The sequence below is a fragment of the Streptomyces sp. DT224 genome (assembly GCF_049844595.1).
Classification (GTDB): Bacteria; Actinomycetota; Actinomycetes; order Streptomycetales; family Streptomycetaceae; genus Streptomyces.
This window is the reverse complement of sequence record NZ_JBNCLI010000004.1, coordinates 318,407-338,583: the sequence shown is the minus strand read 5'-3', so window position 1 is coordinate 338,583 and position 20,177 is coordinate 318,407. Positions and strand designations below refer to the sequence as shown.

Here is a 20,177-nt window from a genome sequence, read left to right as displayed (position 1 = left end):
GGATCCTCGGCTCTTCAGGTGCGGGCGGTGAGTTCGGCGAGGGCGTCGACAGCCAGGTGCCGGGCGAGGCGGACCTTGAACGCGTTGTCGCGCAGCGGCCGGGCCTCGGCCAGCTCGGCGTCGGCGGCCCGCAGGAACGTCGCGTCGGTGGCGGGTGCGCCGCGCAGGATCTTTTCGGCGGCCCGGGCCCGCCAGGGCCGGTGGGCGAGTCCGCCGAACGCCAGGGCCGCGTGCTCGACGTGCCCGTCGCGTACGCGCAGCACGGCGGCGACGGAGGCCAGGGCGAAGGCGTAGGAGGCGCGGTCGCGGGCCTTGCGGTAGAGGCAGACCGTGCCGTCGGCCAGGGGCGGCAGCAGCACTTCGGTGACGAGCTCGCCGGGCCGGACGACGGTGTCGGCGTCGGGGTTGTCGCCGGGCAGCCGGTGGAAGTCGGTCACCGGGACGGTCCGTTCGCCCTCCGGCCCGTGCAGCACGACGTCCGCGCCGAGCGCGGCGAGGGCCACGGCCATGTCGGAGGGGTGGGTGGCGACGCACTCCGGGGAGTGCCCGATGACGGCGAGGTCGCGGTGGCTGCCCTCGACGGCGGGGCAGCCGGTGCCGGGCTCGCGTTTGTTGCAGGGCTTGGAGGTGTCCTGGAAGTAGGGGCAGCGGGTGCGCTGGAGGAGGTTGCCGCCGGTGGTGGCGATGTTGCGGAGCTGCCCGGACGCGCCCGCCAGCAGCGCCTGCGACAGGGCGGGGTAGCGGGTGCGTACGGCGGGATGGGCGGCCAGGTCGCTGTTGCGTACGGTGGCGCCGATGCGCAGGCCCCCGCCGTCGGTGTCCGTGACCTGGTCGAGCGGCAGCCGGCTGACGTCGACCAGCATGCCGGGGGTCTCCACCCCGAGCTTCATCAGGTCGACCAGGTTGGTGCCGCCGCCGAGGAACTTGGCGCCCGGGTGCGCGGCGCAGGCGCGTACCGCGTCGGAGACGGTCTCGGCGCGCAGGTAGGCGAAGGGTTTCACGACGCCACGTCCTCGATGGCCTCGACGATCCGCGGATAGGCGCCGCACCGGCAGAGGTTGCCGCTCATCCGCTCCCGGATCTCCTCCGGGCCGAGCCGGGCGGGGGTGGCGACGGGGGCGTCGTGCGGGGTGACGTGCGAGGGGTGGCCGTAGTCGGCCTCGGCGAGGACGCCGGCGGCGGAGCAGAGCTGGCCGGGTGTGCAGTAGCCGCACTGGAAGGCGTCGCGTTCCAGGAACGCCTCCTGGAGCGGGTGCAGCCGGTCGCCGTCCGCCAGCCCCTCGACCGTGGTGATGCGCGCGCCGTCGTGGGCGACGGCCAGCAGGAGGCAGCTGTTGGCGCGGCGGCCGTCCACGAGGACGGTGCAGGCGCCGCACTGGCCGTGGTCGCAGCCCTTCTTCGCCCCGGTGAGGTCCAGGTGGTGGCGCAGGGCGTCCAGGAGGGTGGTGCGGTGATCGAGGGTGAGGGTGTGCTCGGCGCCGTTGATGTGCAGGGTCAGGGTGGCGGAGGGGAGGTCGCCGGGCGCCGGCGATTCGGCGGCGCCGCCCTCCCACGTACTGGTCGGGTCCACGCGCGACACCTTTCGACGAAGTCACATTTGTCCGATTTCTACCAGATGCGGGCGGCGCCTCGGGCCCTCTCGCACCCCCGCACGGGGCGTTCGGCCTACTTGTTCTCCAGGCGCAGCCGCACCTCCTCCTCCTGGTCGCCCGACACCGTGCCCACCACCCGGACGGCGAAGGCGTCGGCCAGCCCGCCCCGGAGGCGGTCCACGGCGTGGTAGCCGCCCTGCACGTCGAGCGTGACGGGGGCGCCGAGCGTCACGGACCCCGAGACCACCCGGGCCTCGGAGACGTCGACGGTCGCCGCCCACGCGGTGGGCCGCCTGCCCGCGGTCTCGTGGGGCACGTCGGCCGAGGAACGGTCGGTGGTGAAGGCGGCCCTCAGCACGTCGAAGACGGTGCGGGCGTCCTCCTCGGGGCACTCGCCGATGACGACCGACACCTCCTGGTCGTGGTGGTCGTCCGTGGCCTGTCGCTTGTCCTGTGCGCTGTTCACCGCAGCTCCTTCCGTAGGGGCGTTGCCGTACTGTCCAGGCTGACCCCGCACACGGTCGGCTGCGACAGGAGCGGCCCGGACTCCCCCGCGTGCCCGGTGCGGCGGGGGATACACAGCTCGAAACATTTTCAGCGCCCATATCCACTTAAAACATGAATTCGATCGCCGTCCCGAGTGACGCCTGTGTCCTGGGGTATCCGGCAAGCATGGATGTTTCGGATGGAGCCCTGAATTCCCTGGCGGTCACCCTCGCGGACGGACGCGGCGCGACAGGCGTCGTGATGGGCGTGATCGGCGTGCTCCTGGTGATCATGCTGATCGGTGCCTTCCTGCTGGGCAAGCGACGGCACGACCAGGAGCTGCCCCCGCCCCGGCCGGACGAGCAGCCGGTCGGCCCCGACCACCGCAGCCACGAGGAGAAGCCGGACGTCCACGGTGACGACCGCTTCCCGGCGGACGGCCGTGGCCTGTCCCCCTACGAGCTCGGTGAGCACGGCAACGAGCCGATCCGCCACGAGGACGACGACAAGCGCGACTGACCGGCCCCGCTCGGGGGGCCGGGAGCGGGTGGCGGAGTCGCGTTTGCGGGAGCGGCCGCCCCCGGCGAGGCTGGTGACGGTCCCGAAGCCCGTCGGCACACCTGCCGCATCCCCCATGAAGGCAGTGGCACCATGACCCCAAGCACCTCCGGTACGGCGCCCGCGCGTGCGGCCCTGACCGGGTCCGCCGCTCCCTGCTGGGTCAATCTCATGACCCGCGACCTGAAATCCGCCCAGGAGTTCTACGGCCCGGTGATGGGCTGGAGTTTCCGCCCGGGCAGGCTCGGCGACGACTTCTCGGTGGCCCGGCGCGGCGATGTGCCGGTCGCCGGCCTCGGGGCCGTGGCCACCGCCTTCCGGGTCGCGGTGGCCTGGACGCCCTACTTCGCCGTCCGCGACGCCGATGCGGCGGCCTCCCGCATCCGGGAGCGCAGCGGCACGGTGGCGGTGGGGCCGCTGACCCTCGGCAAGGGGCGCGGCGCACTGGCCGCCGACCGGGACGGCGCCGGATTCGGCATCTGGGAACGGACCGCGCCGGCGACATCGCCGCCCGCCCCGGACGGACACGCGCACGCCTGGCTGCGGCTGCGCACCCGGAGCGCCTTCGAGGCCGCGATCTTCTACGGCGAGGTGCTGGACTGGGCGAGCGGGAAGCCGGGGTCCTGCGAGGTGTCGTACGCGAAGGACGAGGTCATCGTGGAGTGCGGGGGCCGTCAGCTGGCCCGGATCAGCTCCGGCGCGGTCGAGGCCGCTCCCGACCCGCTGGTCCGCCCGCGCTGGCAGGTCAACTTCCCGGTGGACGACGTGCCCCTCGCCGTGGAGCGGGCGCGCGGGCACGGGGGCTCCCTGGTGGAGGAGCTGACGCACCCCGAGGGCCGGGAGGCCACGCTCCTGGATCCGGACGGCGGGCTCTTCACCGTCACGGACGTCCACCGCGCGTCGGACACCGAAGCGGCCTGACGCGCCCGGCTCAGGCGACCGGCAGGAGCAGCTCGGGCCGGTCCCACATCACCGCGGGCGGCGCGGCCCGTACGGTGCCGGTCCGCTCCGCGCCCATGGTCAGGTAGAAGCCCTCCGCCGGCGGATGCGAGACGACGCGGACGCCGGGCAGCCCCCGCGCCTCCGCCTCCGTCCGCAGGTGGCCGATCAGCAGCCGGCCGGTGCCGGTGCCCTGGGCGTCGTCCGCGACGAAGAGCAGGTCCAGCTCGGGCGGGTCCAGGACGAGCGCGTAGAAGCCGAGCACCCGGTCCGTCGCCTCCCGTACGGCCACGAAGACCTCATGGGCCTCGATGTAGTCCGGCCCCACCCGGTACCCGGCGACCATCGGCGCGTAGGGGCCCTCGTAGGCGCGTGAGGACCGGACCAGCCGGGTGAGGCGCTTGGCGTCCCGCGCGGTCGCCCGCCTGACGCGGACCGGGCCGCCGGATGCCCGGCGGCCCGTCGGCGTCACGCGTGATCTCATACGGCGAGTATTGCGCATCCCGTCCCGGGAGGGTCCCGGTCCCCTTCAGGAGGCGGCGCGTCCGGTGCGCCACTCCGCCACCAGGGCATCCACGTCGAAGGGGCGCAGGTTCAGCAGGGGGCCCGGCGGGGGCCTGCGGACGGCCTCGCGGATCTTGTCGTTCACCTCGGTCAGCGTCCGGCGCACCTCGGCCTCGGTCCGGATCTCCGGCAGGCGGGCGACGACGTCCTCGGCCTCCTTGCGCAACGCCAGCGCCGGCGGCAGCACCGACACCCCTTCGCGCTGCATCTTCGACTTGATCCACCACGCCTCGTCGTACGGGGCGCTCAGCGCCTCGATCGGCTTGCCGAAGCCGGGCAGCCGGGAGACGTCACCCCGGCGTTCGGACTCCCGGATCTGCTGGTCCACCCATGATTCGAAGCTGACACCCGCGGGTTTGCGCTCGGTCACCGTGATCCCCTCTCGGAGTACGCCTGCTGCGGCGCCCTCCACCCTACCGAGGCGCCCCGGGAAGCCTGTTGGGCGGCAGACCGTGCGGGCGCCGCGTCTCGAACGCGTTCGCGGGGGTACACGAGCGTCACGCCCGGCCGGGACGGAGCCGGGCGACGAACCGAAAGGGATGGTGGGAGTGGAACACAGCGACCTGCGGACCGGCTACCGCCGGGGGTGGTGACGATGACGACCCTCGTGATCATCCTCGCGGTCGTCGTGGTGGTGGCCGCCGGACTGTTCCTCGTCCTCGGCCGGAGGAACGGCGGCCACGGGCTGCGGCGGCGTTTCGGACCGGAGTACGAGCGTGCCGTGGCCCGGCACGACGGCGACACGAAGGCCGCCGAACACGAACTGAGCGAACGGCTGAAGCGGCACGGCTCGCTCAACGAGCGCGCGCTGACGCCGCAGGAGCGGGAGCGGTACCTCGCCCGCTGGGCGCGGGTCCAGGACCGGTTCGTCGACGCGCCGCAGCAGGCGGTGGCCGAGGCCGACACGCTCCTCGCGGAGCTGGCCCGGGATCTGGGCTTCCCCGACGGCCAGGACTTCGACGAGCAGAGCGACGCGCTCTCCGTCCACCACGCCGAGCACGTCCACGGCTACCGGCGGGTGCACGCCGCCAGCCGCGGCGAGGGCGACACGGAGCAGCTTCGGACCGCGCTCGTCGAGGCCCGGGGCCTCTTCGACGTCCTCGTATCGAACGGCACGGACCGCCCGGTCCGCCGGGACGAGCACCATCACGCGGAAGGAAGTGGCACGGCATGACCAAGGACACCGACCCCACCCCGCGGCCCGCGGCCGCGCCCACGAGCCGTCCGGTCACCGGTGACCGGGCCGCCGGCACCGGGGCCCCGCACCTCTCCGACGACATCTCGGCCCGCCCGCCCCGGACGGCGCCCTCCGTGCCCCCGGTCGCCGCGCCCGTCCCGCTGTCCCAGAAGGACCTCCGGCACGAGGAGACGGGCGGTGCGGGGCGGCCGGACGTCCCGGCCCCTACGACGGACCACGACAACCGGGCGCACACCGCACACGACGGGGACGACCGCCTCCTGCCGGCCGGCGACCAGGACCGGCTGGCCCGTCGGCTGCACCAGGCGGTGACCGACTTCGTGGAGAGCCCGCACCGGGCGGTGGCGGAGGCCGAGTCCACGTTCGACGCGGTGGTCGCCGGCCTCACCGACGCGCTCCAGGAGCGCCGCAGCACCCTGCACGTGGGCGAACGGGACGGCGGCGACCCCGGCGCCCGGACCGAGGAGCTGCGGATCACGCTCCAGCACTACCGCGACCTCACCGAACGACTGCTGAAGGTCTGATACGAGGCTCGGGAACAGAGGTTGCCCCGGCACCGCGTGTGCCGGGGCAACGCGCTGTGCCGGGCACGCCTACTGCCCGGTGTACACGACCAGTTCGCCGCGCAGGCGTCGCAGCGTGGGGCCCGGGACGCGCAGGCAGTCGCGTACGTAGCCGTCCAGGCCGCCCCAGCGCTCGTCCATGGCCGCCAGGGCCGTTTCGAGGTAGCGGGGACGGACCTCGATGATCGCCGAGGCGATCTCCGGGTCGCCGCCCGCGTCGAGGAAGCCCTGCACGTACGGGCGTCCGGCGATCCGCAGCACCGGGTTCACGGCGAGGAACTCCTGCCGCACGACATCGCGCGAGGCGCCCAGGATCAGGAGCAGCAGGGCGGCCCCCCAGCCGGCGCGGTCCTTGCCGGTGGCGCAGTGGAAGAGCACCGGCCGTGCGGCGGGGTCGGCGGCCGTGTCGATGAAGGCGCGGTACGCGGCCGCGGCCCCCGGCGAGAGCACCAGTTGCCGGTACGACCGGGCGACCGCCTCCTCGGCCTTGCCGCTGCCCAGCAGCCGCTCGGCCTCGACGGGGTCGGCGAGCAGCGCCCGGAACCGCGCGGGCGTCACGCCCGGGTTGTCACCCAGCACGTCGGCGACGAAGAGCCGGGCCCCGGGCGGCAGGGCGTCGGGGGCGGAGCCCCGCTCGTCGGCGGTCCGCAGGTCGACGACCGTACGGATGCCGAGTGCGGCCACGGCCGCGGCGTCCACCGGGTCGAGTCCGCCGAGCCGGCCGGAGCGCAGCACCGCACCCGGCCGGACCTGGCGGCCCGGACCCAGCGTGATGCCGCCGAGATCGCGCAGATTGAGGGCGGAGAAGGACGGGACGGCCCTGACGGTTTGCACGATGGATTCCCTCTTTTCCCGGCGCGCGTCCGAAGTGATTTCGGCCTGGCCGGATCAAAGTCGCATGATGTCGTCACATCGACAAAGTAAAACGCCGGAGATCATCGATCGGCCGCGCGGGCAGGCGGGAGCCGGGCGACGCCTCTCGGCCCCGCCCTTCGCCGCAGTCCCCGGCCGGGCGTCGCCGTGATGCGCGCAGGCCGGAAGGAGGCCACGGGGCAGGTGCCCCGCGCCCCCGTTCTCACCCGGCCAGCAGGCGCGCCTTCTGGGCCTCGAATTCGGCGTCGGTGAGGATGCCCTGCTGCTTCAGCGCGGCAAGCCGCTCCAGCTGCCCGACCACGTCCCCGCCCGGCGCCGCCGGAGGTGCGGCGGGCTGCGGAGCGGGCGGCGGCTGCTGGGCGGCGTACTGCTCCGCCTCCTGCTGCGCGAACCTGCTCTGCTGGTGCTGCTGGACCCGCCCGGTGACGGCGGACGCGGTCCCGGCGATGACGGCCGTGCGCGCGGCGGCCCCGATGAGGCCGGGTCCGCGGCGGTTCATTCCGGGTCCTCGGAAGATCGGCATGGCGTGTTCCCCTTCCGGTGCGGGCGTCAGCTGTCGTGGCCGGCGGCGGAGGCGGCGGAGGCGGCGGCCTCCGCGACCTCGGCGGGAATCCGTTCATGAGCGATGACCTGCCCGCCCGAGGCCCGGACGGCTTCGGCCAGCGGAACCGCCCAGAGGTCCTCCCACACGATGAGCGCGGCCGAGCTGCCCGGTGGCACCCGCTCACCGAGCATCCGGATGTCCTCGCTGTTCAGCATGCCGCTGACCTCGCCCTCGACCGGCTCGAAGGAGACCAGGTCGTCGGGGTCCAGATCATCCAGCTCGACGGCCTGGATGGTGCCGTCCTCGGCCCGCTGCACGAAGGTCAGATCCAGGATGCGCACCGCCTTCGAGGCGACCGCGTCGGCCAGCGCGGGCGCGATGGCGCCGGTGAACCGGCTGCCGGGAAATGCGACGACGAGGTATTCCACAGGTCCGACGGTCACGGGCGCGTCCTCTCCGCATGAATGGATTGGCAGCAGCATAACTTCGGGCATTCCCGCCCGCACTGTGACAAAGGGCCACATACCCGCACTGACGGCTACGCGACAGTACGTAAAGGATCACGTGCGCTGAGGGAGGGCAAGGTCACAGGCCGGCGCGCTGCTCCTGCCCGGGGAGCTGCCCTAGCATCTGGGCCATGACGGTCCAGCCTACTGACGAGCTTCCGCTGGCCGCCGGATTCCCCGACCCCGCCCATGAGCAGTGGCAGAGCCTCGTCGAAGGCGTGCTGCGCAAATCGGGCAAGGACGTGTCGGGACCGGCCGCCGAGGAAGCGCTGTCCACCAGGGTGGAGGACGGGCTCATCACCCGGCCCCTCTACACCTCGCGCGACGACGCGCCCGATGCCGGTCTCCCGGGCTTCGCCCCGTTCACCCGCGGCAGCACGCCCGACGGATGTACGGCGAGCGGCTGGGGCGTACGGCAACGGCACGCGTTCGCCGATCCCGCCCGGCTCAACGAGGCCGTGCTCGCGGACCTGGAGAACGGCGTCACCTCGCTGTGGCTGGCCGTCGGAGGCACCGACGGCGTGCCGGTCTCCGGTCTGGAACGCGCGCTCGACGGCGTCCTGCTCGACCTGGCGCCCATCGTCCTGGACGCGGGCGCGGAACTGGACGCCGCGGCGGCCGAACTGCTGCGGCTGCACGCGGAGCGCGGCGTCCCGGCCGGGCAGGTACGGGGCGCTCTCGGTGCCGATCCGCTGGGGCGCGCCGCGCGCGAGGGCACCGAGCCCGACCTGGCGGAGGCCGTCCGCTGGGCGCTGCGGTGCGCCGAGGAGTTCCCCGGGCTGCGCGCGGTCGTCGTGGACGCGATGCCGTATCACGAGGCGGGCGGTTCGGCGGCCCAGGAGCTGGGCGCCTCGCTGGCCACGGGCGTCGCCTACCTGCGGGCGCTGACCGAGGCCGGGCTCGACCTCGAAGCGGCGTGCGGGCAGCTGGAGTTCCGGTACGCGGCGACCGCCGACCAGTTCCTGACCATCGCGAAGATGCGGGCGGCGCGCCGGCTGTGGGCGCGTGTCGCCGAGGTCTGCGGGGCCCCTGGCGCCGGGGCGCAGCGGCAGCACGCGGTGACGTCGCCGGTCATGATGACGCGGCGCGATCCGTGGGTGAACATGCTGCGGACCACGCTGGCGAGCCTCGGCGCGGGCGTCGGCGGGGCCGACGCGGTGACCGTGCTGCCCTTCGATCACGCGCTGGGCCTGCCCGACGCGTTCGCCCGGCGCATCGCCCGCAACACCTCCACGATCCTCCTCGAGGAGTCGCACCTCGCCCGGGTGATCGACCCGGCGGGCGGTTCCTGGTACGTGGAGCGGCTCACCGACGAACTCGCGGCATCTGCCTGGGCGTTCTTCCAGGAGATCGAGCGGGCGGGCGGCCAGGCGGCCGCGTTGGGCTCGGGGCTGGTCGGGGACCGGATCGCGGTGACCTGGGCGGAGCGCAGCAAGGACCTTGCGCGGCGCAAGGAGCCGGTGACCGGGGTGAGCGAGTTCCCGCTGCTGGCCGAGCGCCCGGTGGAGCGCGAGCCGTACCCGGCGGCCCCGGCCCGGGGCGGCCTTCCGGTCGTCCGGCGCGACGAGGCGTTCGAGGCGCTGCGGGTCCGCTCGGACGCCCATCTCGCGGCGACCGGCAGCAGGCCGCGCGTGTTCCTCGCCGCGCTCGGCCCGGCGGCGGTCCACACCGCGCGGGTCTCCTTCGCCGCGAACCTGTTCCAGGCGGGCGGCGTCGAGCCGGTGCACGAGCCGGTGCGGGTGGACGCGTCCTCGGTGGCCGGGGCGTTCGCCGCCTCGGGGGCGGACGTGGCGTGCCTGTGCTCCAGCGACGCGCTGTACGCCGAACAGGCCGCGGAGGCCGCCGCGGCGCTGGTCGCGGCGGGTGCGCGGCGGGTGTACCTGGCGGGGCGGCCCGGCGCGTACGACGGTGTCGACGAGTACGTCTTCGCCGGCTGCGACGCGGTGGCCGTGCTTTCTTCCCTTCTCGACCGGATGGGTGTGGCGTAATGCGTATCCCCGACTTCTCCGACATCGGGCTCGGGCCGGGCGGCGCCCCCGAGGCCACCGAGGACCAGTGGCGTGCCGCGGTCAAGGAGTCCTCCGGCGGCTCGGCCGCCGATCTGCTGTGGGAGACCCCCGAAGGCATCACGGTCAAGCCGCTGTACACCGGGCGCGACCTGGAGGGCCTCGACTTCCTCGGTACGTACCCGGGCATCGCGCCGTATCTGCGCGGACCGTACCCGACGATGTACGTCAACCAGCCCTGGACGATCCGGCAGTACGCGGGCTTCTCCACCGCCGAGGAGTCCAACGCCTTCTACCGGCGCAATCTGGCGGCCGGGCAGAAGGGCCTGTCGGTCGCCTTCGACCTGCCGACGCACCGCGGTTACGACAGCGACCACCCCCGCGTGACGGGCGACGTCGGCATGGCGGGTGTGGCCATCGACTCGATCTACGACATGCGTCAGCTCTTCGACGGCATCCCGCTGGACCGCATGTCCGTGTCGATGACGATGAACGGCGCGGTGCTGCCGGTCCTCGCGCTGTACATCGTGGCCGCCGAGGAGCAGGGCGTACCGCCGGAAAAGCTGGCCGGGACCATTCAGAACGACATTCTGAAGGAGTTCATGGTCCGCAACACCTACATCTATCCGCCGAAGCCGTCGATGCGGATCATCTCCGACATCTTCTCGTACACCTCGCGGAAGATGCCGCGCTACAACTCGATCTCCATCTCCGGCTACCACATCCAGGAGGCCGGGGCGACGGCCGATCTGGAGCTGGCGTACACCCTGGCCGACGGGGTGGAGTACCTGCGCGCCGGACGGAACGCGGGGCTCGACGTCGACGCGTTCGCGCCCCGGCTGTCGTTCTTCTGGGCGATCGGCATGAACTTCTTCATGGAGATCGCGAAGCTGCGCGCAGCCCGGCTGCTCTGGGCCAAGCTCGTGCAGCAGTTCGAGCCGAAGAACGCCAAGTCGCTGTCGCTGCGCACGCACTCGCAGACGTCCGGCTGGTCGCTGACCGCGCAGGACGTGTTCAACAACGTCACGCGCACCTGTGTGGAGGCGATGGCCGCCACCCAGGGCCACACCCAGTCGCTGCACACCAACGCGCTGGACGAGGCGCTGGCCCTGCCGACGGACTTCTCCGCGCGCATCGCCCGCAACACCCAGCTGCTGCTCCAGCAGGAGTCCGGCACCGGCCGGGTCATCGACCCGTGGGGCGGCAGCGCGTACGTGGAGAAGCTGACGTACGACCTGGCGCGGCGGGCCTGGCAGCACATCGAGGAGGTCGAGGCGGCGGGCGGCATGGCGAAGGCCATCGACGCGGGCATCCCGAAGCTCCGTATCGAGGAGGCCGCCGCGCGCACCCAGGCGCGCATCGACTCCGGGCGCCAGCCGGTGATCGGGGTCAACAAGTACCGGGTCGAGACCGACGAGCAGATCGATGTGCTCAAGGTCGACAACTCCTCGGTGCGCGCCCAGCAGATCGAGAAGCTGCGCCGGCTGCGCGAGGAGCGCGACGAGCGGGCGTGCCAGGACGCGCTGCGCGCGCTGACCGCGGCCGCCGGGCGCGCCCCGGGCCCCGGCCTGGACGGCAATCTGCTGGCGCTGGCCGTGGACGCGGCCCGTGCGATGGCGACCGTGGGCGAGATCTCGGACGCGCTGGAGAAGGTGTACGGCCGGCACGCGGGCCAGATCCGTACGATCTCCGGTGTGTACCGCAACGAGGCAGGGGAGTCGCCGTCCGTGGACCGCACCCGCGCACTGGTGGACGCGTTCGAGGAGGCGGAGGGGCGGCGTCCGCGCATCCTGGTCGCCAAGATGGGCCAGGACGGGCACGACCGGGGCCAGAAGGTGATCGCGACCGCCTTCGCCGACCTGGGCTTCGACGTGGACGTGGGCCCGCTGTTCCAGACGCCGGGCGAGGTCGCCCGGCAGGCGGTCGAGGCGGACGTGCACATCGTGGGCGTCTCGTCGCTGGCCGCCGGCCACCTCACGCTCGTCCCGGCGCTCCGCGAGGAGCTGGCCGCCGAGGGGCGCGAGGACATCATGATCGTGGTGGGCGGGGTGATCCCGCCGCAGGACGTGGACGCGCTGCTGGAGGCGGGCGCCGCGGCCGTGTTCCCGCCCGGGACGGTGATCCCGGAGGCGGCCCACGACCTGGTGACGCGGCTCGGGTCTTCGCTCGGCCACGAGCTGTGAGCCGCTGAGCGATGGCCCCGAGGATCGATCTCGACAGTTATGTGAAGGGCGTGCTCGACGGGAAGCGCGCGCACATCGCGCGCGCCATCACCCTCGTCGAGTCCACCCGCGCCGACCACCGGGCGCTGGCACAGGAGCTGCTGCGCCGGCTGCTGCCGCACTCGGGCCGCGCCCGGCGCGTCGGCATCAGCGGGGTGCCCGGGGTCGGCAAGTCGACGTTCATCGACGCGCTCGGCACCATGCTCACCGGGCTCGGACACCGGGTCGCCGTGCTGGCGGTCGACCCGTCGTCCAGCCGGACGGGCGGTTCCATCCTGGGCGACAAGACCCGGATGGAGCGCCTCGCGGTGGACCCGGCGGCCTTCGTGCGCCCCTCCCCCACCGCCGGCACGCTGGGCGGGGTGGCGAAGGCGACCCGCGAATCCGTCGTGGTGATGGAGGCGGCGGGCTACGACGTGGTGCTGGTGGAGACCGTCGGTGTCGGCCAGTCGGAGACCGCGGTCGCCAACATGGTCGACACGTTCCTGCTGCTGACCCTGGCGCGCACCGGTGACCAGTTGCAGGGCATCAAGAAGGGCGTCCTGGAGCTCGCGGACGCCATCGCCGTCAACAAGGCGGACGGCCCGCACGAGCGAGACGCGAAGGCCGCGGCCCGTGAGCTGGCGGGCGCGCTGAGGCTGATGCACCCGGCGGACGCGGCGTGGACGCCGCCCGTCCTGACGTGCAGCGCGCGCGAGTCGACCGGTCTCGACACGCTCTGGGAGCGGCTGGAACAGCACCGGGCGCTGCTGGAGTCCACCGGCCGGCTCGCCGCCAAGCGCAGCGAGCAGCAGGTGGACTGGGCCTGGACGATGGTGCGCGACGAACTCCTGGAGAGCCTGCGCGGCCACGCCGGCGTGCGGGCGGTGGCGCCGGACCTGGAGCGACGGGTGCGGGAGGGGACGCTCCCGGCGACGCTGGCCGCCGAGGAGATCCTCGCCGTGTTCCGGAGGTCGGGCCCGGCGGTCTGAGCCGGCTGCCGCCGCCCGCCGCTTCCGGTCACATCCGGGTGTGGAGGGCTGCGGTGTGCTTCCGGATCTGTTCCGGGGTGAGGTAGCTGTCGGTGTATTCAAAGTCCCGCAGCGTCGCCGGCTTGCGCATCTGGAAGCCGGTGCGGACGAAGTCGTCGCCGGCGGTGGCGTTGATCAGCCAGTTCGCCATGACGCGGGCCTTCGCCACGTTGGTGCGCAGCGCCGACCAGTGGTAGCCGCGGGCCACTGCCTGGGCGGCGATGCCGTGCATCTCGATGCCGAGGGGCTTGGACACGGCGTCCTTGCCGCCGAGGTCCACGACGAGCCCGAGGTCCTTGTGGACGTAGGGCTGAAGGGGCTGGTTGCGGAGCTTGGCGAGGAGGTTGTCGGCGAGCTTGCGGCCCTGGCGCTGCGCGTGCTGGGCGGTGGGCGGGCAGACCGCGCCGTCGCCCTTGGCCAGGTCGGGCACGGCGGCGACGTCGCCGAGCGCGAAGATGCCGTCGTGGCCCGGCAGCACCATCTCGGGCGTCACGGCGAGCCGGCCCTTCACGGTCTCCGCGTCGAACGTGCCGACCAGCGGGCTGGCGGCGACCCCGGCGGTCCAGATCAGCGTCCGGCAGGGCAGCACCCGGCCGTCGGTGAACGTCACGGTGTCCGGCCCCGCCTCGGCGATCGACACGCCGAGCGACACCTCGATGCCCCGGTCCCGCAGGACCTTGAGGGCGCTGGCGCCGAGCTTGTCGCCCAGCTCGGGCATGAGCTTGGGAGCGATGTCGATCAGGTGCCACTTGATGAGCTTCGGGTCGAGGCGGGGGTAGTGCCGCAGCGCGTTGGTGGTGAGTCGCTGGAGGCAGGCCGCTGTCTCGGTGCCGGCGTAGCCGCCGCCGACCACGACGAACTGGAGCCGGGAGGCCCGCTCCTCCTCGTCGTCGCTGGCGTCCGCGAGGTCGAGCTGCGCGATGACGTGGTCGCGCACGTAGGCGGCCTCGGCCAGCGTCTTCATGCCTCGGGCGTGATCGAGGAGCCCGGGGATGTCGAACGTCCGGGTGACGCTGCCGGGGGCGAGGACGAGGTGGTCGTACCGCTCGTTGACGATCTCGTCGGTGATCTTGCGGATCACGCACACCTTCGCCTCGGGGTCCACGCCGATGGCCCCGCCGGGAATGATCCGGGTGCGGTGGCGGCTGCTGCGGCGCAGCGACAGCGCGACGGACTGCGGGGTCAGCACCCCGGAGGCCACCTGGGGCAGCAGGGGCAGGTAGAGCTGGTACGAGAACGGGGCGACGAGCGCGACGTCCGCTTCACCGGGTCGCAGCCCCCGCTCCAGACGGCGTACGCACTCGACCCCGGCGAAACCGGCTCCGACTACGAGAATCCTGGGTCGTGCCACAGTGATCGTCCCTTCTGGGGGTCTGCACGGTCGTCCGTTCGCCTGCCCCGTCACACGCGCCCGTCACCTCTCATCTTCACGACCGGGCGGCGAGTGCGCCTGCTGGGAAGGCAGAACGGACGACCGGGGCGGGTCACCTTGTCAGATAGGTGACCGCGCCGCAGGCGCCGCCCGCCGCGCCCGCGCAGACCACGGCGGCGGCGACACAGCGGGCGCGCAGCCTGCGGTAGCGCTCGGTGTACTCGCCGCGCAGTTCCAGGGCGCGCGCGGAGATCCGTGCCAGCACCACCCGCGATTCGGCGGTGCGCTCGGCGGTGTAGACCCGCTCCACGTCCTCGCGCTGGGCGGTAGTGAGCCAGGGCAGCTGGTCGGTGAAGCGGCGGGCGAGCCCGCGTGCCCGCTCGACCTCGGCGTTCCACAGCAGGTAGCCCTCCAGCTGGGCCAGTCCCCGCGCGCTCTCGGCGTCCGGGTCGGCCGGCGCCCGCCTCTCCTCGCCGCTCACGCCTGCTTGTCCCCCGGTGCCACCGTCGCGGAGGTGTGGGGCCGGGTGGCGGCCTCCTCCAGCTCGCGCACGGCGGGGTGGTGCAGGTCGAATGCCGGGGATTCGGAGCGGATACGGGGCAGGGTGACGAAGTTGTGCCGGGGCGGCGGGCAGGAGGTCGCCCACTCCAGCGAACGGCCGTAGCCCCACGGGTCGTCGACCGCGACCTGCTTGCCGTACTTGGCGGTCTTCCAGACGTTGTACAGGAAGGGCAGCATCGAGAGGCCGAGCAGGAAGGAGGAGATGGTCGAGATGGTGTTCAGCGCGGTGAAGCCGTCCGCCGCGAGGTAGTCCGCGTACCTACGGGGCATACCCTCGGCGCCCAGCCAGTGCTGCACCAGGAACGTGCCGTGGAAGCCCACGAACAGCGTCCAGAAAGTCATCTTGCCGAGCCGCTCGTCCAGCATCTTGCCGGTGAACTTCGGCCACCAGAAGTGGAAGCCGGCGAACATCGCGAACACCACGGTGCCGAAGACGACGTAGTGGAAGTGCGCGACCACGAAGTACGAGTCCGAGACGTGGAAGTCGAGCGGCGGGGACGCCAGGATCACCCCGGTCAGGCCGCCGAAGAGGAACGTCACGAGGAAGCCGACCGACCAGAGCATCGGGGTCTCGAAGGAGAGCGAGCCCTTCCACATCGTGCCGATCCAGTTGAAGAACTTCACCCCGGTGGGCACCGCGATGAGGAACGTCATGAACGAGAAGAACGGCAGCAGCACCCCGCCGGTGACGTACATGTGGTGCGCCCACACGGTGATGGAGAGGCCGGCGATGGCGGTGGTGGCACCGATCAGACCGATGTAGCCGAAGATCGGCTTGCGGCTGAAGACCGGGATGATCTCGGAGACGATGCCGAAGAACGGCAAGGCGATGATGTACACCTCCGGGTGGCCGAAGAACCAGAAGAGGTGCTGCCAGAGAAGCGCCCCGCCGTTGGCCGCGTCGAAGACGTGCGCACCGAACTTGCGGTCGGCCTCCAGTGCCAGGAGGGCGGCGGCGAGCACCGGGAAGGCGAGCAGGACCAGCACACCGGTCAGTAGGACGTTCCAGGTGAAGATCGGCATGCGGAACATCGTCATGCCGGGCGCGCGCATGCAGATGATCGTGGTGATGAAGTTGACCGAACCGAGGATCGTGCCGAACCCGGAGAAGGCCAGGCCCATGATCCACAGGTCACCGCCGATCCCGGGCGAGCGCACCACGTCGGTCAGCGGCGAGTAGGCGAACCAGCCGAAGTCGGCGGCGCCGTTCGGGGTGAGGAAGCCGGCCACCGCGATGAGCGAGCCGAAGAGGTAGAGCCAGTAGGCGAGCATGTTCAGCCGGGGGAACGCCACGTCGGGCGCGCCGATCTGCAGCGGCATGATCCAGTTCGCGAACCCGGCGAACAGCGGCGTCGCGAACATCAGCAGCATGATCGTGCCGTGCATCGTGAATGCCTGGTTGTACTGCTCGTTCGACATGATCTGCGTGCCCGGCCGGGCCAGTTCGGCGCGCATGACGAGCGCGAGGACGCCCCCGCCGAGGAAGAAGGCGAACGAGGTGACCAGGTAGAGCGTGCCGATCGTCTTGTGGTCGGTGGTGGTCGCCCACTTGACGACGACGTTGCCGGGCTCCCTGCCGCGTACCGGCAGCTCGTTGGAGTACGCCTCCTCGTCCTCGGCCGTACCTGGTGTGCCCGTCGTCGTCACGGGGCCGCTCCTTCGCTTGTGCATCCCTGTTACCGGATGCAGCAAAGCAGCGAAGCGGGCCCGTCGCGCGGCCCGGCACCCGCCAGGGAGCGACATTCACCCGTCAGGGGGGTGAGGACCTCCCCCGCGGACGCGCCGACGCCCCGGCGCGGCGGAAGCCGGCCGGGGCGTCGGTGACCGTCGGATCAGGCGAGGCTCGCGATCGCCTGGTTGAACGTCGCGGACGGACGCATGACGGCCGCGGCCTTGGCCGGGTCGGGCTGGTAGTAGCCGCCGATGTCGGCCGGCTTCCCCTGGACCGCGATCAGCTCGTCCACGATCGTCTGCTCCTGCTCGGCCAGGGTCTTGGCGAGCGGGGCGAACGCGGCGGCGAGCTCGGCGTCGGCGGTCTGCTGCGCCAGCTCCTGGGCCCAGTACAGGGACAGGTAGAAGTGGCTGCCGCGGTTGTCGATGCCGCCGAGGCGGCGGGAGGGCGACTTGTCCTCGTTGAGGAACGTGGCCGTGGCCCGGTCCAGTGTGTCGGCGAGGACCTGGGCGCGGGCGTTGCCCGTGGTCTGCGCGAGGTGCTCGAAGCTGACGGCGAGGGCCAGGAACTCGCCCAGGCTGTCCCAGCGCAGGTAGTCCTCCTTGACCAGCTGCTGCACGTGCTTGGGCGCGGAGCCGCCGGCGCCCGTCTCGAAGAGGCCGCCGCCGTTCATCAGCGGGACGACGGAGAGCATCTTGGCGCTGGTGCCGAGCTCCAGGATCGGGAAGAGGTCCGTCAGGTAGTCGCGCAGCACGTTGCCGGTGACGGAGATGGTGTCCTCGCCGCGGCGGATGCGCTCCAGGGAGAAGGCGGTGGCCTCCTGCGGGGTCATGATCTCGATCTGGAGACCCTCGGTGTCGTGCTCGGCGAGGTAGGTCTTCACCTTCTCGATGAGCTTCGCGTCGTGGGCGCGGTCCGCGTCGAGCCAGAAGACGGCCGGGCTGCCGGTCGCGCGGGCCCGGGTGACGGCCAGCTTGACCCAGTCCTGGATCGGCAGGTCCTTGGTCTGGCACATGCGGAAGATGTCGCCGGCGCCGACGGCCTGCTCCAGCACGGCGTTGCCGGCGGCGTCCACGACGCGGACGGTGCCGGTGGCGGGGATCTCGAAGGTCTTGTCGTGGCTGCCGTACTCCTCGGCCTTCTGCGCCATGAGGCCGACGTTGGGCACGGAGCCCATCGTGGCCGGGTCGAAGGCGCCGTTGGCGCGGCAGTCGTCGATGACGACCTGGTAGACACCGGCGTAGCTGCTGTCCGGAAGGACGGCGATGGTGTCGGCCTCGTTGCCGTCCGGGCCCCACATGTGGCCGGAGGTGCGGATCATGGCCGGCATGGAGGCGTCCACGATGACGTCGCTGGGGACGTGCAGGTTGGTGATGCCCTTGTCGGAGTCGACCATGGCGAGGGCGGGGCCCTCGGCGAGCTCGGCCTCGAAGGACTCCTTGATCTTCGCGCCCTCGGGCAGGGCCTCCAGGCCCTTGAGGATGCCGCCCAGACCGTCGTTCGGGGTCAGGCCGGCCGCGGCGAGCGCGTCACCGTACGCGGCGAACGTCTTCGGGAAGAAGGCGCGCACGACGTGGCCGAAGATGATCGGGTCGGAAACCTTCATCATCGTGGCCTTGAGGTGCACGGAGAAGAGCACGCCCTCGGCCTTGGCACGGGCGATCTGTGCGGTGATGAACTCGCGCAGGGCCGCGACGCGCATGACGGAGGCGTCGACGACCTCGCCCGCGAGGACCGGGACGGACTCGCGCAGGACGGTGGTGGTGCCGTCGTCGCCGGCGAGCTCGATGCGCAGGGTGCCGGGCTCGGCGATGACCGCGGACTTCTCGGTGGACCGGAAGTCGTCGACGCCCATGGTGGCGACGTTGGTCTTCGAGTCGGCGGACCAGGCGCCCATGCGGTGCGGGTGGGTCTTGGCGTAGTTCTTGACCGACGCGGGGGCGCGGCGGTCGGAGTTGCCCTCGCGAAGGACCGGGTTGACGGCGCTGCCCTTGACCTTGTCGTAACGGGCGCGGACGTCCTTGTCCTCGTCGGTCTTCGGGTCGTCCGGGTAGTCCGGGAGGGCGTAGCCCTGGGCCTGGAGCTCGGCGATCGCGGCCTTCAGCTGCGGGATCGAGGCCGAGATGTTCGGAAGCTTGATGATGTTGGCGCCCGGCGTGGTGGCCAGCTCGCCGAGCTCGGCGAGAGCGTCGTCGACGCGCTGGTCCTCACGGAGGCGCTCGGGGAAGCCGGCGATGATCCGGCCCGCGAGGGAGATGTCCCGGCTCTCGACGGTGACCCCCGCCTTGGAGGCGTACGCCTCGATCACGGGCAGGAACGAATACGTCGCCAGGGCCGGGGCCTCGTCGGTGTGTGTATAGATGATGGTCGAGTCAGTCACCCTGTGCTCCGCTCCACGTCTGCAACATTGCTTGACATCAAGATATCTCGTGAGCGGCGCGGGCTCGACAGGGCCCTGCCACACCGGCCGGAAGACGTCCTACGGACGGCCGCCGGGCGGAACGCCCTCGCCCCTGGGCACCGGTCCGGGCGGGGTGCCGTCGCCGAAGGGGCGTCCGCCGAGCTGTTCGCGGTGGTGCGGGGTCAGCCAGCCGGAGAGGTCGGGGCCCGCGGGCACGATGCCGGTGGGGTTGATGCCGGTGTGCACCCGGTAGTAGTGCTGCTTGATGTGGTGGAAGTCGACCGTGTCCCCGAACCCGGGGGTCTGGTAGAGGTCCCGGGCGTACGCCCACAGCACCGGGTCCTCGGAGAGCTTCCGGCGGTTGCACTTGAAGTGGCCGTGGTAGACGGCGTCGAAGCGGACCAGGGTGGTGAAGAACCGGATGTCGGCCTCGGTGATCGTGTCGCCGACGAGGTAGCGCCGGTCCGCGAGCCGCTCGGACATCTCCTCCAGGCGGCGGAACAGTGCCGCGTACGCCTCCTCGTAGGTGTCCTGGGCGTCCGCGAAGCCGGCCCGGTACACCCCGTTGTTGACGTCCCGGTAGATGCCCTCCATGACCGCGTCGATCTCCGCGCGCAGCGGCTCTGGGTAGAGGTCGGGGGCACCGGACCGGTGCAGGGCGGTCCACTCGGTGGCGAGGTCCAGGGTGATCTGCTGGTAGTCGTTGGTGACCAGCTTGCCGCTGGGCACGTCGACGATCGCCGGGACGCTGACGCCGCCCGGGTAGTCGCGTTCGCGGGCGTCGTACGCCTCGCTGAGGTAGCGGATGCCGAGCACCGGGTCCCGGCCGCCCGGGTCGAGCGTGAAGCGCCAGCTGCGGTCGTCCTGGAGCGGGTCGGCGACGGCGAGCGAGAGCGCGTCCTCCAGGCCGAGCAGCCTGCGGGAGACCAGGGCGCGGCTGGCCCAGGGGCAGGCCCGGCTGGCGACCAGCCGGTAGCGGCCCGCCTCGACGGGCCAGCCGTCGCGGCCGTCGGCGGTGATGCGGTCCGCGAAGTGGCTGCGGGAGCGCTTGAAGGGCTTGTGTCCGTACGAGCTGTTGCCGTCGGTGCCGGCGGAGTCGTTCATCGCGTT

Annotated in this window: 20 protein-coding genes; 7 read left to right on the top strand and 13 right to left on the bottom strand. The window is 72.3% G+C overall.

The features are described 5' to 3' along the window. Positions 1-14 precede the first annotated feature (14 nt). The 3 genes from ACLQ2N_RS11855 to ACLQ2N_RS11845 all read right to left on the bottom strand — a co-directional run bounded on the left by ACLQ2N_RS11855 (position 15) and on the right by ACLQ2N_RS11845 (position 2,058). Positions 15-1,001 (bottom strand): FAD binding domain-containing protein, encoded by a 987-nt coding sequence (locus ACLQ2N_RS11855; RefSeq protein WP_425811871.1) that lies wholly within the window; start codon positions 999-1,001, stop codon positions 15-17. Further along, a complete protein-coding gene (locus ACLQ2N_RS11850; protein ID WP_425811869.1) occupies positions 998-1,570 on the bottom strand; it encodes a 2Fe-2S iron-sulfur cluster-binding protein in 573 nt (190 codons plus the stop codon). The genes ACLQ2N_RS11855 and ACLQ2N_RS11850 overlap by 4 nt, the downstream gene beginning before the upstream one ends. A gap of 95 nt (positions 1,571-1,665) precedes the next feature. Continuing rightward, positions 1,666-2,058: a hypothetical protein gene (locus ACLQ2N_RS11845; protein ID WP_425811867.1), complete on the bottom strand. Its 393-nt coding sequence runs from the start codon at positions 2,056-2,058 to the stop codon at positions 1,666-1,668. A gap of 206 nt (positions 2,059-2,264) precedes the next feature. Here ACLQ2N_RS11845 and ACLQ2N_RS11840 point away from each other — a divergent pair, with 206 nt between their 5' ends. Beyond that, positions 2,265-2,597 carry a DUF6479 family protein gene (locus tag ACLQ2N_RS11840; protein ID WP_425811865.1) on the top strand — a complete coding sequence of 111 codons (333 nt, stop codon included), beginning with the start codon at positions 2,265-2,267 and terminating at the stop codon, positions 2,595-2,597. Positions 2,598-2,729: 132 nt separating this feature from the next. Next, positions 2,730-3,557: a VOC family protein gene (locus ACLQ2N_RS11835; RefSeq protein WP_425811863.1), complete on the top strand. Its 828-nt coding sequence runs from the start codon at positions 2,730-2,732 to the stop codon at positions 3,555-3,557. Between the two features lie 10 nt (positions 3,558-3,567). On the opposite strand, the gene ACLQ2N_RS11830 is transcribed toward ACLQ2N_RS11835, so the two are convergent. Both ACLQ2N_RS11830 and ACLQ2N_RS11825 read right to left on the bottom strand, forming a co-directional pair. After that, on the bottom strand, positions 3,568-4,059 hold the full coding sequence (locus tag ACLQ2N_RS11830; RefSeq protein ID WP_425811861.1) for a GNAT family N-acetyltransferase: 492 nt from the start codon (positions 4,057-4,059) through the stop codon (positions 3,568-3,570). Positions 4,060-4,104: 45 nt separating this feature from the next. Then, complete coding sequence (locus tag ACLQ2N_RS11825) at positions 4,105-4,509, bottom strand: DUF1992 domain-containing protein (protein ID WP_425811859.1); 405 nt, start codon at positions 4,507-4,509, stop codon at positions 4,105-4,107. A 216-nt stretch (positions 4,510-4,725) separates the two neighbouring features. On the opposite strand from ACLQ2N_RS11825, the gene ACLQ2N_RS11820 reads away from it, so the two are divergent. Then, complete coding sequence (locus ACLQ2N_RS11820) at positions 4,726-5,313, top strand: hypothetical protein (RefSeq protein ID WP_425811857.1); 588 nt, start codon at positions 4,726-4,728, stop codon at positions 5,311-5,313. Further along, positions 5,310-5,861, top strand: a complete 552-nt coding sequence (locus tag ACLQ2N_RS11815) for a hypothetical protein (RefSeq protein WP_425811855.1) — start codon at positions 5,310-5,312, stop codon at positions 5,859-5,861. The genes ACLQ2N_RS11820 and ACLQ2N_RS11815 overlap by 4 nt, the downstream gene beginning before the upstream one ends. 69 nt (positions 5,862-5,930) lie before the next feature. Here ACLQ2N_RS11815 and ACLQ2N_RS11810 read toward each other — a convergent pair whose 3' ends face one another. From ACLQ2N_RS11810 to ACLQ2N_RS11800, 3 genes are all read right to left on the bottom strand, one after another. Beyond that, entirely contained in the window at positions 5,931-6,734 is an 804-nt protein-coding gene (locus ACLQ2N_RS11810) for a tyrosine-protein phosphatase (protein WP_425811853.1), read from the bottom strand. 241 nt (positions 6,735-6,975) lie between these two features. Beyond that, positions 6,976-7,272, bottom strand: coding sequence for an SHOCT domain-containing protein (locus ACLQ2N_RS11805; RefSeq protein ID WP_425811851.1), 297 nt, complete (start codon positions 7,270-7,272; stop codon positions 6,976-6,978). Between the two features lie 50 nt (positions 7,273-7,322). Then, positions 7,323-7,760: a DUF6325 family protein gene (locus ACLQ2N_RS11800; RefSeq protein ID WP_425811849.1), complete on the bottom strand. Its 438-nt coding sequence runs from the start codon at positions 7,758-7,760 to the stop codon at positions 7,323-7,325. Positions 7,761-7,954: 194 nt separating this feature from the next. On the opposite strand from ACLQ2N_RS11800, the gene mutA reads away from it, so the two are divergent. Genes mutA through meaB form a run of 3 tightly spaced genes read left to right on the top strand, consistent with a single transcriptional unit; the run spans position 7,955 to position 13,022 of the window. Then, a complete protein-coding gene (mutA, locus tag ACLQ2N_RS11795) occupies positions 7,955-9,811 on the top strand; it encodes a methylmalonyl-CoA mutase small subunit (RefSeq protein WP_425811847.1) in 1,857 nt (618 codons plus the stop codon). Next, positions 9,811-12,012 carry a methylmalonyl-CoA mutase gene (scpA, locus tag ACLQ2N_RS11790; protein ID WP_425811845.1) on the top strand — a complete coding sequence of 734 codons (2,202 nt, stop codon included), beginning with the start codon at positions 9,811-9,813 and terminating at the stop codon, positions 12,010-12,012. The genes mutA and scpA overlap by 1 nt, the downstream gene beginning before the upstream one ends. Before the next feature lie 11 nt (positions 12,013-12,023). Continuing rightward, entirely contained in the window at positions 12,024-13,022 is a 999-nt protein-coding gene (meaB, locus tag ACLQ2N_RS11785; RefSeq protein ID WP_425811843.1) for a methylmalonyl Co-A mutase-associated GTPase MeaB, read from the top strand. A 28-nt stretch (positions 13,023-13,050) separates the two neighbouring features. Here meaB and ACLQ2N_RS11780 read toward each other — a convergent pair whose 3' ends face one another. The 5 genes from ACLQ2N_RS11780 to ACLQ2N_RS11760 all read right to left on the bottom strand — a co-directional run bounded on the left by ACLQ2N_RS11780 (position 13,051) and on the right by ACLQ2N_RS11760 (position 20,171). Next, on the bottom strand, positions 13,051-14,412 hold the full coding sequence (locus ACLQ2N_RS11780; protein ID WP_425811841.1) for an NAD(P)/FAD-dependent oxidoreductase: 1,362 nt from the start codon (positions 14,410-14,412) through the stop codon (positions 13,051-13,053). Positions 14,413-14,545: 133 nt separating this feature from the next. Further along, complete coding sequence (locus ACLQ2N_RS11775; protein WP_425811839.1) at positions 14,546-14,914, bottom strand: hypothetical protein; 369 nt, start codon at positions 14,912-14,914, stop codon at positions 14,546-14,548. Then, on the bottom strand, positions 14,911-16,665 hold the full coding sequence (gene ctaD, locus ACLQ2N_RS11770; protein WP_425811837.1) for a cytochrome c oxidase subunit I: 1,755 nt from the start codon (positions 16,663-16,665) through the stop codon (positions 14,911-14,913). The genes ACLQ2N_RS11775 and ctaD overlap by 4 nt, the downstream gene beginning before the upstream one ends. Positions 16,666-16,826: 161 nt before the next feature. Next, positions 16,827-19,046: an NADP-dependent isocitrate dehydrogenase gene (locus ACLQ2N_RS11765; protein WP_425811835.1), complete on the bottom strand. Its 2,220-nt coding sequence runs from the start codon at positions 19,044-19,046 to the stop codon at positions 16,827-16,829. A gap of 99 nt (positions 19,047-19,145) precedes the next feature. After that, entirely contained in the window at positions 19,146-20,171 is a 1,026-nt protein-coding gene (locus tag ACLQ2N_RS11760) for a glutathione S-transferase family protein (RefSeq protein ID WP_425811833.1), read from the bottom strand. Positions 20,172-20,177: the final 6 nt, after the last annotated feature.

What these genes read in the sequence shown, in the direction of transcription:
- ACLQ2N_RS11840 (WP_425811865.1), top strand. Translation starts at nt 2,265, where the DNA reads ATGGATGTTTCGGATGGAGCCCTGAATTCCCTGGCGGTCACCCTCGCG.
- ACLQ2N_RS11835 (WP_425811863.1), top strand. Translation starts at nt 2,730, where the DNA reads ATGACCCCAAGCACCTCCGGTACGGCGCCCGCGCGTGCGGCCCTGACC.
- ACLQ2N_RS11830 (WP_425811861.1), bottom strand. Translation starts at nt 4,059, where the DNA reads ATGAGATCACGCGTGACGCCGACGGGCCGCCGGGCATCCGGCGGCCCG.
- ACLQ2N_RS11815 (WP_425811855.1), top strand. Translation starts at nt 5,310, where the DNA reads ATGACCAAGGACACCGACCCCACCCCGCGGCCCGCGGCCGCGCCCACG.
- ACLQ2N_RS11805 (WP_425811851.1), bottom strand. Translation starts at nt 7,272, where the DNA reads ATGAACCGCCGCGGACCCGGCCTCATCGGGGCCGCCGCGCGCACGGCC.
- mutA (WP_425811847.1), top strand. Translation starts at nt 7,955, where the DNA reads ATGACGGTCCAGCCTACTGACGAGCTTCCGCTGGCCGCCGGATTCCCC.
- scpA (WP_425811845.1), top strand. Translation starts at nt 9,811, where the DNA reads ATGCGTATCCCCGACTTCTCCGACATCGGGCTCGGGCCGGGCGGCGCC.
- meaB (WP_425811843.1), top strand. Translation starts at nt 12,024, where the DNA reads ATGGCCCCGAGGATCGATCTCGACAGTTATGTGAAGGGCGTGCTCGAC.
- ctaD (WP_425811837.1), bottom strand. Translation starts at nt 16,665, where the DNA reads ATGCACAAGCGAAGGAGCGGCCCCGTGACGACGACGGGCACACCAGGT.
- ACLQ2N_RS11760 (WP_425811833.1), bottom strand. Translation starts at nt 20,171, where the DNA reads ATGAACGACTCCGCCGGCACCGACGGCAACAGCTCGTACGGACACAAG.